Origin of the sequence: Fictibacillus terranigra, from assembly GCF_030412265.1 — a bacterium.
GTDB classification, from domain to species: Bacteria; Bacillota; Bacilli; order Bacillales; family Fictibacillaceae; genus Fictibacillus_C; species Fictibacillus_C terrinigri.
This window is the reverse complement of the sequence record NZ_JAUHLN010000001.1, coordinates 288,600-303,396: the sequence shown is the minus strand read 5'-3', so window position 1 is coordinate 303,396 and position 14,797 is coordinate 288,600. Positions and strand designations below refer to the sequence as shown.

Here is a 14,797-nt window from a genome sequence, read left to right as displayed (position 1 = left end):
GACATGGTACAAAGGATATGTGGGTTCTCGGGGTTCTAGAACCAAAAATGGTGCCAGGCACCGGCTTTTGACATATGTCAAAAAGCGGTGCCTGACACCATTATGTTTTACACCACTATGTTAACTCCTGATGCACTTCAAGTGCAGCCCTTATAGCCGATTCGATGGAGCCTTGCATCCAGCCGTGGCCTTTTGTCGCATGTTCCCCAGCAAAATGAAGCCTGCCTTCCGGAGTAGAAATGGCATCTCCGAATTCCAGCTCCTGATACGGCTTAAACATCGTGAACGCACCGCCGGCATAAGGATTGTGGGTCCAGCAATAGGAAACACCCGCCGTAAACTCCCTGAATACTTGCGAGCCATGCAAAAGGGAGAGGCACTTGAGCGTTTCATAGATCCTCGACTGCCTTGGCAGGCAGCTCCAGAGATTGGAATCATCTTCCCACGTATAGCTTCCGAGCACCACACCGGACTGGACTCCTGAGGGATAGTGGCTCGGATAATATGTAAACCGGGATGCCTGGTCTGTTATCGCTTTTCCTCCCCGTAAGCCCTCATCTTCCCAGAATCGCCGTTTAAATTGCAGACCTACTTTTGTGGAAGGCACATAATGGAGTTCCCGAATCGCTCGTCTTTTAAAGTATGACAGTGACTGCTCAGGCTCAATCTGTACGAAATTCAATACGGAAAAAGGCAAGGTGATAATCACGCGGTCAGCTTCAAAGGTTTCCGTTTTTCTGCTTGACGGATGTTCCGTATGCAATGTTACTGTTTTGGGACCCTGTACGATTTTCCTTATTCGTTTTTCCAACAGCAGCCGGTCACCTAGGCGTGGGATAAAAGCTTGTGGAAGCTGATCATTCCCTCCAGTAATCTCAAACCACTTCAGCTCCGGTTTAATAAAGATAAGGAGGATGTCCCGGAACGTTTCCAAAAAAGAAAGCTCAGGAAATCCTTCGAGTGAAAGAAGGACCTTGATTTGATCCACCGCACCTGCAGATAAAGACCTCCCGAAGGGGTTATGTTTCAGGAACGTATCTACTGAATAATTCCCGAAGCGTTTGATCACTGTGGGCCAATGCTGTTCTGGATCCATTTTCACATAATCGACGAGCGGCTGAATGGCAAATCTTAAAAGGTTTACGGCAGTTAGTCCTTTCTCATGTTCGGCGACCGGGAAGCCAAGAAGGTCAGGATTTTTTTCATAATCAGCCGAACGTACTCTTCTTCCATTAATATAAAATAAATCATCCGGCAAGCCGTTTACAAACCGGTTGTACGGCAGTCTGAACTTATGAAGGTACTCGAACACCAGCTTGTGATTTTCAGGTATCCGCATGGCTCCCGCCTCAAAATGGTGGCCATCTGAAAAAGGTGACCGGACGGAATAGATTCGTCCTCCTACCCGTTGGGAAGCTTCTAAAATCCGTACGTCATGCCCGGCATCCAGCAGCAGAGTACTTGCAACAAGCCCGGCGATTCCGGCTCCAGCCACGATGATCTTCTTTCGCCTGGCGGCAGGAGGCAGACCATTTCTGATGATGATCTGCATCTCTTTTTCTGACAGCACTGTTCTTTCCATACGATTATCCCCCTCAACGAAACGCCGTTCATACCCAATATATTCCGTTTTTGAAAGGATAATTAATTTTACTAAAACAATAATAAATCCTGAACCCGAAAGCAGGGATAATCTGTAGGAATCCTCGTAATATACCTAACTTCCAAGGACATTTTCCACTCATAGGGCAATAGGCCTGTTTCTTATACAAAGATAAAAAACCCTCAACTGCCAGGAGTTCGCAGTTGAGGGTTTGTTTGGCTGGTGGATTTTCGCTTTTCGGTGCCAGGCACCACCATTACACATATGTCAAAACGTGGTGCCTGGCACCAAAATCAGTACCAAAGTATGGCTTTACACCTTCCATCCTCGTTCATTTATGTAATAGTTTAATAGTTTTTTATAATTTTCACCGTACTTCTCGTCCAGCTCCTTGCTGAAATCCCTTTCGATCTGCTGCATGATCAAATCATGATAGAAGCCGTTTTTCAGCATCTCAATCACTGCCGGATGGTCGGTTTCTGCCGATGAGGGCTTAAGCGTTCCGCCAAAGCTTCCAATAAACGCCGTTTTTGAATCGCATAACAGGGAGAATTTGCGTTCATCCGTATGCCATTGATCCTCCCTTTGTCGTACAATCACATTTTCGAGCGGTAACTCCGTCTCGCCAATGGATATGAGCACGACCGTTACCCCTCTTTTTTCCGCTTCAAGCAGTGCATCCTCCACCCAGGAAAGATCCTCAGCCCAAATCTCAGCTACTATCGAACTTCCTGCACTCGCAATGACTCTTCGGATAGCCAGATCAAGGCCCCTGTTTCCTTGCCAATTATAAAAGGCGGGTGCCGGGCGGGGAGGCATTTTCAATTCCTGAATAAGGACTTTGGTCGTTTGTTCAAATTCCGATTGAAAAAGACGTACCAAATCCTCGATTGGCACAGCATTATAACGAACCGTATCACCTTCCAGACTGCGGCAGGCTCCTTTTTCCGAAAGGGACCGCAAGGCTGAATAGACATTAGCCCGGGACACGCCAACCCTTTTTGCCACTTCATAGCCTGTTAGCTCTGGGTCTTCGTGCAGTGTGATATAGCATTTTGCTTCCAATTCTGTCATCCCCAGTTTTTTTAAACGATCAATCATCATTTCCCCTCCTTATAATGGTGCCTGGCACCGATAGTTGTATTAAAAAATACTTCTAATTAGTAGTATTCAAAACAACTACTCATTCCTCTTAATCATACTGGATTTAACCGAGATTTTCTATGATTTTTACCAATTTTCAGTATAGGTAATTTCAACAAAAACCGATATCTTGCGGCACAGTAATAAATTGGACGAAGGACGCTAGACATGACCGATAAACGAGGGGGAGTCTTCAGTGATTAACGGTTCCAGATACAAACAGCGGCCTCTGAAGAAGCCAGGAACATTTATTTTGTATGCAGGGAAGGGTAGAATAACATTAGAAGCTTCAGTTAAACAGCAACACCCCGCTGATGGATGAGTTCCACATCGATTCACGCGCTGGTGCCGGAACCACCATGGCCGCCGTAAATGGGTACAAAAATAACTGAGTTCTAGTACATCTATTGAATATACGCCCTTATTTTGACAAATGTTTGTCATTTGCTTCATCTCAGTTGACTACCGGCTCTGTATACCCCATGATGTCAAGTGTGAGTATATATTACTAAAGGGAGCTTTTCTCTATGGATAAAGCCTTTAAAGCGATGGCCGTCTTTACAAGTGTCATCATGTTTTTATTAATGATCGCCGGCACTCTTGTGACTGACACAGATTCTGGTATGGGGTGCGGCAGTGACTGGCCGTTATGTAATGGTAAGTTTATTCCCGAATATACCGTAGCAACGATGATCGAATATACCCATCGCCTGATCACCGGTTTTGCAGGGATTGTTGTTATTATTTTCTCGATCTGGGCATGGCGCCGTTATCGCGGCATCCGTGAAGTGAAGGGCCTTGCCATTCTTGGAATCAGCTTTATTATTGTAGAATCCATCATCGGAGCTGCAGCTGTCATGTGGCCGCAATCGGCTGAGGTTCTTGCGCTTCACTTTGGATTTTCACTTTTGGCTTTTACAGGTGTGGTTCTTTTAAGTGTATATGTCGTGCAAAAGGACAGATCTCATCTGCTCGTGAAAAGCGCTGTATCGAAGCGCTTTAAATGGTTTGCCTGGATTACTGTCGCTTATGCGTATCTCGATATTTACTCCGGTGCGTACCTGCGCCACGTCAAAGCGAGCCTGGCATGTACCGACTTCCCTGGCTGCTATCCCGGCAATTACCTGCCGCTGGCCGGCCTGCCGGGTATTCATTACCTTCACCGGATCGCAGCTGTTGTGCTGCTATGTCTTGTACTTGGATTATTGATCTACTCCTACAGGCATTTGCGCAGCAACCGTCCGGATCTTTATTACGCTTCGCTGATCGCGTTTATTTTAACATTGTTACAGGGAGTGAGCGGTGTTCTTGTCGTACTGACGCGCTTAAATATCTTTTCCACCCTTTCCCATTCAGCGTTAATCACGCTGTTGTTTGCGGTATTGTTCTATATCGCCCTGCAGACGAGAAAGAAGCCTGAAAATATGTGATCATAAACAATCCCTATCAGCTTTTTGGCTTATAGGGATTTTTTAATAGCTTCAAAGTTTAAACGAAGGCCAGAGCTTTATATCGATAATAAAATTGCCCTTTTCGATAATAGCAATGGAATCTCGATAATATATCGGTTTTTTCGATAATAAACGGCTTTCTTCAGCCCTCCTGAAAGCCCCAGGCTCTTTTTTTCCGCCGAAATCATCTTCATTCGACTTGAAGAAACATAAAAAAAACGCCTCCGAAAAGGCGTTTTTTTCATATATTATCACTTTACATGTAAAAACTTCACGCAGACTGGATAAGGTACGAACGCATCGGACTGGAGGAGTGTCAGTTTGCCGGTGTTTTCGTCTCTTGAGAAAAGGACGAGGTTGCCGGATTCCTGATTGGATGCCACGATGAATTTCCCGGATGGATCGAGCATGAAATCACGAGGCCAATCTCCCTCTGTTGACGTGCGGTCGACAAATGTTAATTCGCCTGACTCTTCTTTTACACTGAAAATCGCGATGCTGTTGTGTCCGCGGTTCGCTGCGTAAACAAAACGGCCATCCGAAGATACATGGATCGCACTGCCCTGGTTGTTTTCCGTAAAATCTTCCGGAATGGTGGAGATGGACTGAAGAATCGCGAAGCTGCCATCCCCCTCATTGTATTCCAATACGATCACTTCTGAGCTGAACTCTGTCATAAGGTAAGCCATTTTTCCGTTTGGATGGAACTCGAGATGTCTTGGACCGCTGCCAGGCTTTACAGACAGGCTGCTCACTTCATTTAGCTCACCATTATTAAGTTGATAGGTAATCAGTTTATCGATGCCAAGATCAACGACCGCTACATATTTTTCATCCGGCGTAAATCCGGCATAATGGGTATGCGCCTTTTCTTGTCTTTCATCCGGACCCGAACCTTTATGCTGGATAACGGAAGTTGCAGGGTGCACGCCTTTTCCCTGTTCGACAGCAAAACGCTCGACCGTCCCTCTGTGGTAGTTCGCTGTCAGCACGTTGCGGTTTTCGCGGTCCACACTGACATGGCAAGGAGAAGCTCCTTCTGTCAGCTGGCTGTTCAACAGGGCAAGCCCCCTTGATTCATTCGTGATGGAGTAAGCGGCCACCCCGCCCATGTCTCCGTCCTTTTTTACTGCATAAAGGTATTGATTGTCTTCACTAATGGTTAAGTATGTAGGGTTTCCAAGTTGGGCTGCTGCTTTTATATCTGCAATTCGGCCTTCATCGGTATCCAGCGTAAAAGAGTAGATGCCTTTGCTTTCACCTTTTGTATAGGTTCCGATATAGCCTGAGTACTTTGTCATCGTGATGATCTCCTTTCCTGATTCTGATTTCTTAAATTTTAACACAAGCTGTCATCGAGACACCCGTCCGAACCCTTATTGTTCACTTAAAAAAAGCATGGTATTCATGTCGAATACCATGCTACCAAGGTTTTATTCGACAGCTTCCTCTGCTGTCCATGTTGCTTTTGTGAGCGATTTTTCCAGCTGTTTAACGGCCGCTTTAAAAGCGGCAGGGTCCTTCGCCTGCTGTGCTTCGACCAGAGCAGGCAATGGCTGGGCAGCATAGCCTGTAGTGAGTCCAGGGGCAAAAACCTGGTGCTTGAACCAGCTCCTGCTCGCGAGTCCCTGTTCGCTGATCAAGTCACGTTCCTGCTGTATTAACGCCGTGTTCAGCTGTTTCCATTGCTTCGGTTTGCCTTTTCCGCTGTTCAGAAGACCTTGGCTGAACGTCTCCAGTTGTTTCGCTGCTTCCTCCCACTCTTTCGCCTTCGCTTTTAAACTGCTGATGTCCACGCCGAGTGTTCCGTCTTTTTCCACGTCAGCAAGCAGTTTTTGCACGGATTGGGCATACTCGGAGTATTGGAACGGCAGAACTTCTGCATTGGCCAGCCGCAGGGCCATCAGACCTGTAAAGCGTCCGGCGGCCGCCTGGTGTTTATAGCCCGGATCAAAAAACCGTTCTATGGAGTCGGAGTTATCGTACGCGCTGTGATAAAGCCCGCCTGGCGAACCAAAGCCGACATCCGCCGACGGAACCCCGAGATGCTGCAGGAAGGCGGTGTAGTCGGAACCGCTGCCTAGCAAGTCGATCTCTTGTTCTTTGCCGTCGTTTCGGACGAGCATATCGTCATAGACAGACAAGCCTGACCTCGGTTCGGTCACATCTTTCGCCACATCAAAAATTAAACGGTTTAAGGAAGGTACGGCTCCTGCCCCGAAAAATTGTCCGGCGATCCCGTCCATGTTAATGTAGGCTACTGCATTCTTCGTCAAATCTTTTTGATACTGTTCTGCATATTCCGTTGAACCGAGCAGTCCGTATTCTTCTCCATCCCATCCAGCAAGGACAATGGTACGGTCCGGACGCCAGCCGTTTTCATACATTTTGCCGAGGGAACGGGCCATCTCCATGATCGTTGCCCAGCTCGAGATGTTATCACTGGCACCATACGTCCATGTATCCCTGTGGCCTCCGATCACAATTTTTTCGTTCGGATACTTCGCCCCTTTAAACGTGACGGTAATATCTTTGATCGGTTTTGTTTCGTACTCGATATCCAGGTTAAGGCGGACCTTGGATGCTTCATTGCCGAGGTGATATTTGAAAGGGAGCCCTCCCTGCCATGCTTGAGGCGCAACAGGCCCGCCCATCGCCTGAAGCAATCCTTGTGCTTCACCGTAGGAGATCGGTGTGGTCGGAATTCTTGGAAGTGAGTCCGCTTTTTGTGCATTGATTCGTTTCACACCTTCCAGCGATGCTTTTCCAGGGGTCAGCGGATCGCCGGGATAACGGTAGATGTAAAGGATGCTTCCGCGCTGGATCGCGTCTTTCGGACGCCACGGCCCCTCCGGATAGACCGGACCTCTGACATAGCCGTCATCCTTCGGATCAGAATAGATTAAAACGCCTTTCGCCCCGTATTGGGAGGCAAGATCCGGCTTTACGCCCCGGAAGTTTTTACCGTAGCGGACGATGACGATCTTATCTTTTACTGACACACCCTGCAAGGCCAGTTCTTTGAAGTCTTCAGGGGTTCCATAGTTGGCATACACGAGCTCTCCTTCCACATCTCCTGAAGGGGAATACGCGTTATAGCCTTCTACGACTTCGTTTTTAAAAGGAGTGCCCTTCTTTAGATCCTCGGTGACTTTGAGTTCCCTCTGAAATGGTGCGGTCTGGGTGACGGAGATGCTGTTGGGATGGGATAGGTAGACATCGTACGTGTGGACTTTCGGCTTCAAGCCGGCCTTCTTCAACTCATCAAGCGCATATTGGACGCCGGCATCATTGCCTTTCGTGCCGACCAAAGCGGGCCGTTTGCTTAGTGCTCTTCCATATTTCTTGATGTAGCTTTCCTTTACACCATTTTGAAATTTCGTTTCAAACTCTGTCTGCCACTCGGATTTGTCCTTCGCAAAACCTGTCAGATTCTCCTGTTTAGTCTGTGCGCTGGCGTGAGTGAAAGGCAGAGCTGCGGACGCCAAAAGTGTAAGCGCCATACTGCTTGCCAGGTACTTCTTCCTCATTGAGCCGAAATTTTTACGTTTTCCCAATCCTAAAACCTCCCTCGCTTTTTGACTATATTAGTAGAAGTCTGTAAATTCAGTCAATTTATTGCGTACGATTTGGAAAAAAATGAATCCTTAGTCTTGTTGGGAGGTAAACGATTGGTGCCAGGCACCGCTTTTTGACATATGTCAAAAGACGGTGCCAATATAAAAAACAGATCCCTATTTAGATAAGGGATCTGTCTTTTTATACTCTGCACCTTTTAGTAATTACTCAGCTGCTTGACGAAAGAATCGTCGCTGAGATGGGGGTAGTCCCTGTACACCCTGTCGATTTCTGCAGATTGTCCAGGACTGAGTTTTTCATGCTCAAGGAGACACCAGTTTCCCTGCAGGATCCCCTGGCGCGCCAATACTTCGTTGATGCCGGCGATACATCCTTTAAAACCATTGGCAGCATCAAAGAACGCAGCATTTGCGTCGGTGATTTCCTGGTTCCTCCGCATGAGGTACGCTGGAATCACTTCGCCGTCCCGTACGGATTTGATCTCATCAAACAGCTCCACAGCTTTTTTCGTCCAGACTGCCCAATGTCCCAGCAGACCGCCAACGATGGATTTTCTGACCCTTTCTCCATCAACTGCCATCTCATACGATGTCAAAAGGTCTTGAACAATGTTGTCATCATTTCCGGTATAAAGAGCAATCTCATCTCTCCGTTTGGACTGGCACACTGCCCGGATGACATCCAATGTCTGATACCTGTTGAAGGGTGCCATCTTAATGGCATACACGTTTGGGATGTTTGCAAATTCGCACCAGAAGTCATAAGAAAAAACACGCCCGCCAACCGATGGCTGAAGATAGAATCCAAAAACCGGCAAAATCTCTGAAACTTTTTTTGTCCTCTCCAGCATTTCATCCTCGCTGAAATGGGACAGCCCGCCAGGACTGAGAAGGCCCAAGTCATAGCCCAGCTCTTTCGCCATGGCCGCCTCTTCCTTTGCTTGCTCCATCCCTCCGCAAATGCCAGCCACTTTTATAAATGGTTTCTGCAGCTCTCGGTTCTGCACTTCCTCTGCGGCCATACGCAGGACTTTTTCATAGAGATTAAACTCAGGATCTCTGATTTCAAATTGGGTCGTGTGCACACCAACGGCTACACCGCCCGCCCCAGCATCGATATAATAGTTTGTTAATCTCCTCTGGCTTTTTTCATCGAGCTTCCTGTTTTTGTCCAATGCCAGGGGATGTGCAGGAATAACGGTTCCATCCATCAGCAGCTCTTTAATCTCTGGCTTCAGCATTTAAAATGCCCCTTGCCTTTCCTGAAAATGGGTCGGTTTATTTATCGTCTGTCCATCCGCTTTCACCCAGGCCGCCGTCCACTCAATCATCGTATTCAGCGGAACTTTTGGATAGCCAAACAACTGATGGGCTTTGGAAGAATTGTTGAGCAAAGCGGTCGGCTGTTCTTCCCCGGCAAAAGCAGCTTGTTTGTTGAACTGCTGACCGAACTGCTGAGCGAGCCACCGGATCGAAACGGTCTCCGGTCCAGTGATGTTTAAAATTGTCGGCGGGCTTTGACTAACCAGCAGTGACCTGAGAGCATATTCGTTCGCATCTCCCTGCCAGATGACATTCACATGGCCCATCGCGAGATCCACTGGTTTTTCCTGATAAACCTGCCTGGCAATCTCCAAGAGCACACCATATTGCATATCGATCGCATAATTCAGCCTGAAGATGGTGACTGGTGTATCGTTTTTCTCTGAATAATACGTGAACATCCTTTCTCTTCCAAGACAGGATTGTGCGTACTCGCCTACGGGATGGACAGGGTGCTGCTCATCACACCCTCCTTGGGCCAGGGGAACGAGAGGATATACATTTCCCGTGGAGAATACGACATGGCGGGAGTTCGGGAACTTTTCTGCCACCCTGCCCGGCAGGTAGGTATTCATCGCCCATGTATAATGTTCATTGCCCGTTGTTCCAAATTTATGTCCTGCCATATAGATGATATTCTTTACGTCTGGCAGCCCCTGAAGGTCTTCCTCCTTCAACAGGTCCGCGCTGATCGTCTCTATACCGGCCTCTTCCAGCTCTGACCGCAATGTTCCTGAGGAAAAGCGGGATACACCGATGACTCGCTTTGTGATGTTCCCTTGATCGAGTGCACGTCTGGCGAGCTTTGCCATCGTGGGCCCCATCTTTCCTCCAACTCCAAGAATCATGATGTCTCCATCCAGGTTTCCTAAGTCCCTGATTAAATGTTCAGATGGCCTTGTCATTACTTCTTCCCGTTCATGTAACGTTTGCATGGTTTCACCTCGTTTTTTTATTTGAAAAGGCTGACTACGTTATTTATGGCTAAAAGAATTAAAACAATGAGTCCCGCAAATCCGATGACATTTTTTAAAAGCGTATTTTTCAGCGGCCCCATAGTCTTTTCATCATTCGCCACTGATAAAATGGCGATGGCAATAAAGGGGACGATAACGATGGTGATCGCCTGGGCAAAAATAATAAGGGCAATAGGTGCTGAGCCAAAAAAAATCCCCACGGCGGAACCGAAAATCATGACCAGAAGAATAAGAGCGCGAACAGACTTGGAGGTTAACCTGCTGCCATAACCGAGCCCATCCGAAAGAATAGAACCGCCGATGGTGGCATTGCCCATTAAAGAAGAGAATGAGGCACCAAAAAGCCCGAGCATAAACATGAATGTTGCCCAGTTTCCATACAAAGGCTCCAGTGCCGCTCCCATCTCGGAAGCAGAATTCACGATCAGACCCTTTGGTTTCAAGATGGCTGCTGCCGATAACATGAGCATCAAGGAAAGTAATCCGAGAATGAAGATCCCCAAATACGTCTCCCTTTGGCTGTTTTTCAACTGTCCGATCACCCAGTTCTTCTCCTGCACTAAATACGATTGATAACACGCTCCTACAATGGAAAAACTCGTTGCGGTCAGCGCGATGATAAGAGGAAGCGACCCTTCCGGAATGATCGGTATGAAGCCCGCCGCCAAATCCTTGAAAGAAGGCCGGGTGAGAACGACCGTACAGGCAAAGGAGATCAGCATAAGCAAAATCAGGCCAAGCATCAGTTTTTCAAGCAGCTTGTAGAACTGTTTTGTAAACAGAAAACCGACACCTATTACTGTGACCGCCATGATCCAAAAGTTCGTGGACATGCCGGTGATGGAAGCTGCAGCCAAACCTGATCCCAATGCATTCCCGGCTTGAAACGACGCCGTTACGAGAAACGCTCCGATACCGATCAGCAATGCCGCCGGCCTGCCCCATTTATTTCTGATGACTTCAATAAAAGAGGCTTTTGACGCCAGTCCGATTCGAGTGCTCATTTCCGTATAGACCATCATAAAGATCACGGCCAAAGCAAGAACCCAGATTAACCGGGTCCCAAACAGGGCTCCAATCTTTGAATTCAGCGTTAAACTTCCTGGGCCAATGACCAACGCGGAAGTAATGAAGGCCGGACCTAAATAGCTTAAAAAGCTTTTTCTCCTTTCCGTATTCTCCACCGGTACAGCGGCTTCCCTAACATCAGACTTCAAAACGATCCCTCCCAACCTGAGTCCTCCGCTTGACTAAACCACTCTATACCTCAATGATAAACCCGTTCACACTTCAAAAAAACGACGTAAATCTGTCTGTAAATCTGTCTATAAATCCCTTTAAAAAAATGGTGCCAGGCACCGCGTTTTGACATATGTCAAAAGACGGTGCCTGGCACCATTCTACGATTCATTAGTTTTTCAGGAAGAAGCACAATGCCCGCGGCAGATCATCCTTCCAGAAGATCCAGCGGTGCTCTTCATCTTCCACATGGAAGTCAAGGGACAGCTCCTTCTCTTCAAACACGCTGGCCATACTTTTGTTGCCATCATAGATATGGGCGATTTCCCCTGTAACGGGTGACTTAAAGTTATTCTCATACTGCCCGACGACCTGGTAGATCTTCCAGTCCGGCTGCTGGATCTGACGGCGTGCATCCTCTGCCATCTCTTCATCAAACGCAGCAGACTGCAGCATGAGGTGAGACCAGATCTCCGGCTTTTTCATGGCGAGATAGAGGGAGATGACTCCGGCAAGCGAGTCGCCGATCGCCCCCATTTTCACTACGTTCATATTGATGGCTTTGAGCTTCTGCTGTACATCCGGCAGCACGTCGTCATAAAAGAAGTTCGTGAACGCCTCAAAATGCTCGCCGTTTGGATGATACACCTCTCTGCGCTGTGAGGGAGAACCCGGACTGACCGTTACCATGACGAGGTTCCTGGCGAGTTCAGGCGTTTCTTCCAGCAGTTTTTCAAAGGTTTCTCGGAGGCCTCCAAGCTTCATGTAATAATAACCGTCCTGCACGAGGAGGAGCTGTACATCTCCCTCCTGAAGCTGATCGGAAAACAGCCACTTCACTTCCAGCTCACGGTTCAGCTGGCTGCTGTACATTCGGTTTTCGTTGATTAATAGACTAATGGGTAACCCTCCTGACTGACTCCTCTTTTTTATCCAAGAATTATCATAGCATGAAAGGGCGCCGCTGTTAAAATACCTAAATACGAACAGCCACCCTCTCAACCGAGAAGATGGCTGCCGCTCTTGCTGCAACTGATCATGCTCCTTCTTCCGTTCCTTCTGCTGCTTCCTTTTTCGATGGAATAAAAAAGGTGAGCACGATCCCGATCAGAGACAGGACAGAAACGACCATAAACGCGATATTGGCTCCGTAGATATCAGGGTGGGCAATGCCAGGGCTATGCTTGGCCGTCTCCTCAGTCGTAGTCATCACGGTCACAAGGATCGCCGTGCCGACGGATGCCGCGATCATCCTCATCGTATTATCCATGGCTGCCCCATGGGGAATGAGCCGTTTAGGCAGCTGATTCAGACCTGCGGTGGCAGCCGGCATCATGACCATGGACAGCCCGAACATACGGATCCCATACAGTACTGTGATATACGTGAACGATGTCGCCGGCCCTAAAAAGGAAAAAGCGAGTGATGACAGTGTGATGATGATCAATCCTGTTAAAGCCAGCCATTTGGCTCCGATCCGGTCAAAGATCCTGCCGGTGATCGGTGACATCATACCGGTGATCAAGGCGCCGGGCAGCAGAGCCAGACCCGCCTCAAACGCCGTAAAACCCCTCATGTTCTGCATGAACAGCGGAATGATGGTCTCCGCTCCGATCAGTCCCATGAAGGTGATCATACCAATGGAGACCGTGATCGGAAATATGCCTTTTGTAAAAACACGGAACTCCAGCATAGGATGCTCCAAGCGCAGCTGCCGTGTAATAAACAGCACAAGCGCTGCTGCACCAACCAATAGGGAGATCATCGTACCCTTCGCTGTCCATCCGTAATTGCCCGCACTTGTGAACCCATACAGCAGGCCGCCGAAACCGACAGATGACAGAACGATGGAGACGGCGTCCACTTTCGTCTTCGTCACTTCTGTCACGTTTTTCAAGGCAAAATAGGCGACTAAAATATCAATCAGTGCGATCGGTAAGATGATAAAAAACAGAACCCTCCAGGAGTAATGTGATGTTACCCAGCCTGACAATGCAGGGCCGATAGCTGGTGCGAAGGATATCACGAGCCCGATTAAGCCCATGGCTGCGCCGCGCTTATGCACAGGGAAAATCATCAAAAACACGGTCTGCATGAGGGGCAGCATTACCCCTGCACCGCTTGACTGGATGACCCTTCCCAGCAGCAGCGTCCCAAAATTCGGGGCCATTGCGGCGACTAGTGTACCGAACGCAAACACGCTCATCGCGGTGATAAAAAGCTGTCTCGTGGAAAACCGTTCCAGTAAAAAGGCGCTGACAGGAATCATAATTCCGTTCACGAGCATGAAGACGGTAGTCAGCCATTGGGCGCTGTTGGCGGTGATGCTCATTTCCTCCATGACGGGCGGAATCGCAGTGATCATGAGGGTTTGGTTCAGGATGGCGATAAATGATCCTGCAAGCAGGAGCGCAACGATGGTTGACTGTTTGTAACTTGAAGTTTCCATTCTTTTTTTGATCCTCATTCCCTTTTGAAGTATCGTTTTCTACATCTTACCTTAAACGTTTACCCATAGCTAATGAGCCGACTTGGTGCCAGGCACCGGCTTTTGACATATGTCAAATCGCGGTGCCTGGCACCACCAATCACACAAAAAAAGCCGAGCAGCCTCAGCCGCTCCCGCTTTTCTTCAAACTGATCGTCGCATACAAGGGAAAGTGGTCGCTTGGGAATCGGCCGTCTACTCTGATATCGACGATTTCTGCCCGGTCTACGTTCCATGATTCGCTCACAAGAACCCAGTCGATCCTCCGTTCTTCTCCGCCTCCTTGATCGTCCGTAAAATCATTAAACGTTCCGAGGCCAATGCCCTTCCTTACATCTGCAGTCCGCCAGCTGTCGGATAGAACTCCACTGCCCGTGAATCTCTCATAGACCTGGCTGCCAGGATGAGTGTTTAAGTCACCCGTCAGGATAACCGGAACACCCTCCTCAAAACCATTCAATGTATGAAGCTCTGGAGAGAAGCGTCAAGGAATTTGCCGGCAAGGCGTCAGTTGCACTGAAGCTTTTCGTTGAAAGCTGTTAGGCTACAATCCTGAACAACCATGAGGAGCCGCTGTCTGTTCGTCTGCAGCCTCTGATGGATGAATTCTGGAAGGCCGATGAAGCCGAGTCTATGAAAATAAAGGGAGAATCTCTTTCACAGCAGTTTTATGCAATGAAAGAAGCACCTTCCCGGTTAAAAAGCACACTGGAGAATCAAAATTTCCTGCAGGAGACTGCACCCTATCTGGAAAAGCTGGCCTTGTACGGAGCGGCTGGGGAAGCTGCCGCAGGCATGGTTTTAATGGAACATCAGCGTCTTACTGCCGAGGCGCAAGAACAGCGCGTGATACTGGAGGGCTTAATGAAAAAAATAAAAAACATTCCGCAAAAATTAAGCATCAGTACCATGGATTCCTTTCTCCACCGCGCTCTGTCCGGACCTGATTTCGCTCCGCCCGGCCAATAGAGACTCGGCTTCTGAAACTCTTTCCT

Annotated in this window: 12 protein-coding genes; 2 read left to right on the top strand and 10 right to left on the bottom strand. The window is 48.2% G+C overall.

Going from position 1 to position 14,797, the window contains the following annotated elements; all coding sequences use genetic code 11:
* Window positions 1-115 precede the first annotated feature (115 nt).
* Both QYF49_RS01480 and QYF49_RS01475 read right to left on the bottom strand, forming a co-directional pair.
* Complete coding sequence (locus QYF49_RS01480) at window positions 116-1,582, bottom strand: flavin monoamine oxidase family protein (protein ID WP_290397866.1); 1,467 nt, start codon at window positions 1,580-1,582, stop codon at window positions 116-118.
* A 333-nt stretch (window positions 1,583-1,915) separates the two neighbouring features.
* Window positions 1,916-2,704 (bottom strand): TrmB family transcriptional regulator, encoded by a 789-nt coding sequence (locus tag QYF49_RS01475; protein ID WP_290399011.1) that lies wholly within the window; start codon window positions 2,702-2,704, stop codon window positions 1,916-1,918.
* Between the two features lie 569 nt (window positions 2,705-3,273).
* Between QYF49_RS01475 and QYF49_RS01470 the strand changes: the two genes are divergently transcribed.
* Window positions 3,274-4,176 carry a COX15/CtaA family protein gene (locus QYF49_RS01470; protein ID WP_290397865.1) on the top strand — a complete coding sequence of 301 codons (903 nt, stop codon included), beginning with the start codon at window positions 3,274-3,276 and terminating at the stop codon, window positions 4,174-4,176.
* Window positions 4,177-4,448: 272 nt separating this feature from the next.
* On the opposite strand, the gene QYF49_RS01465 is transcribed toward QYF49_RS01470, so the two are convergent.
* From QYF49_RS01465 to QYF49_RS01430, 8 genes are all read right to left on the bottom strand, one after another.
* Window positions 4,449-5,498: a lactonase family protein gene (locus QYF49_RS01465; protein ID WP_290397864.1), complete on the bottom strand. Its 1,050-nt coding sequence runs from the start codon at window positions 5,496-5,498 to the stop codon at window positions 4,449-4,451.
* Window positions 5,499-5,630: 132 nt separating this feature from the next.
* On the bottom strand, window positions 5,631-7,754 hold the full coding sequence (locus QYF49_RS01460) for a M28 family metallopeptidase (RefSeq protein ID WP_290397863.1): 2,124 nt from the start codon (window positions 7,752-7,754) through the stop codon (window positions 5,631-5,633).
* 218 nt (window positions 7,755-7,972) lie between these two features.
* Window positions 7,973-9,016, bottom strand: a complete 1,044-nt coding sequence (locus QYF49_RS01455; protein ID WP_290397862.1) for a dihydrodipicolinate synthase family protein — start codon at window positions 9,014-9,016, stop codon at window positions 7,973-7,975.
* Window positions 9,017-10,033: an NAD-dependent epimerase/dehydratase family protein gene (locus tag QYF49_RS01450; protein WP_290397861.1), complete on the bottom strand. Its 1,017-nt coding sequence runs from the start codon at window positions 10,031-10,033 to the stop codon at window positions 9,017-9,019. It lies immediately after the preceding gene.
* A gap of 17 nt (window positions 10,034-10,050) precedes the next feature.
* The gene (locus QYF49_RS01445; protein ID WP_290397860.1) at window positions 10,051-11,292 is read right to left on the bottom strand and encodes an Nramp family divalent metal transporter; all 1,242 of its coding nucleotides are present in this window, start codon (window positions 11,290-11,292) and stop codon (window positions 10,051-10,053) included.
* A 193-nt stretch (window positions 11,293-11,485) separates the two neighbouring features.
* The gene (locus QYF49_RS01440) at window positions 11,486-12,346 is read right to left on the bottom strand and encodes an alpha/beta hydrolase (RefSeq protein ID WP_290397859.1); all 861 of its coding nucleotides are present in this window, start codon (window positions 12,344-12,346) and stop codon (window positions 11,486-11,488) included.
* A gap of 4 nt (window positions 12,347-12,350) precedes the next feature.
* The gene (locus QYF49_RS01435; protein WP_290397858.1) at window positions 12,351-13,763 is read right to left on the bottom strand and encodes a DHA2 family efflux MFS transporter permease subunit; all 1,413 of its coding nucleotides are present in this window, start codon (window positions 13,761-13,763) and stop codon (window positions 12,351-12,353) included.
* 163 nt (window positions 13,764-13,926) lie between these two features.
* Complete coding sequence (locus tag QYF49_RS01430; protein ID WP_290397857.1) at window positions 13,927-14,262, bottom strand: endonuclease/exonuclease/phosphatase family protein; 336 nt, start codon at window positions 14,260-14,262, stop codon at window positions 13,927-13,929.
* An 89-nt stretch (window positions 14,263-14,351) separates the two neighbouring features.
* On the opposite strand from QYF49_RS01430, the gene QYF49_RS01425 reads away from it, so the two are divergent.
* Window positions 14,352-14,771, top strand: a complete 420-nt coding sequence (locus QYF49_RS01425; RefSeq protein ID WP_354005809.1) for a hypothetical protein — start codon at window positions 14,352-14,354, stop codon at window positions 14,769-14,771.
* Window positions 14,772-14,797: the final 26 nt, after the last annotated feature.

Bases quoted from the DNA above. Each gene is read 5' to 3' on its own strand.
- QYF49_RS01435 (WP_290397858.1), bottom strand. From the start codon at position 13,763: ATGGAAACTTCAAGTTACAAACAGTCAACCATCGTTGCGCTCCTGCTT.
- QYF49_RS01465 (WP_290397864.1), bottom strand. From the start codon at position 5,498: ATGACAAAGTACTCAGGCTATATCGGAACCTATACAAAAGGTGAAAGC.
- QYF49_RS01475 (WP_290399011.1), bottom strand. From the start codon at position 2,704: ATGATTGATCGTTTAAAAAAACTGGGGATGACAGAATTGGAAGCAAAA.
- QYF49_RS01470 (WP_290397865.1), top strand. From the start codon at position 3,274: ATGGATAAAGCCTTTAAAGCGATGGCCGTCTTTACAAGTGTCATCATG.
- QYF49_RS01480 (WP_290397866.1), bottom strand. From the start codon at position 1,582: ATGGAAAGAACAGTGCTGTCAGAAAAAGAGATGCAGATCATCATCAGA.
- QYF49_RS01450 (WP_290397861.1), bottom strand. From the start codon at position 10,033: ATGCAAACGTTACATGAACGGGAAGAAGTAATGACAAGGCCATCTGAA.
- QYF49_RS01455 (WP_290397862.1), bottom strand. From the start codon at position 9,016: ATGCTGAAGCCAGAGATTAAAGAGCTGCTGATGGATGGAACCGTTATT.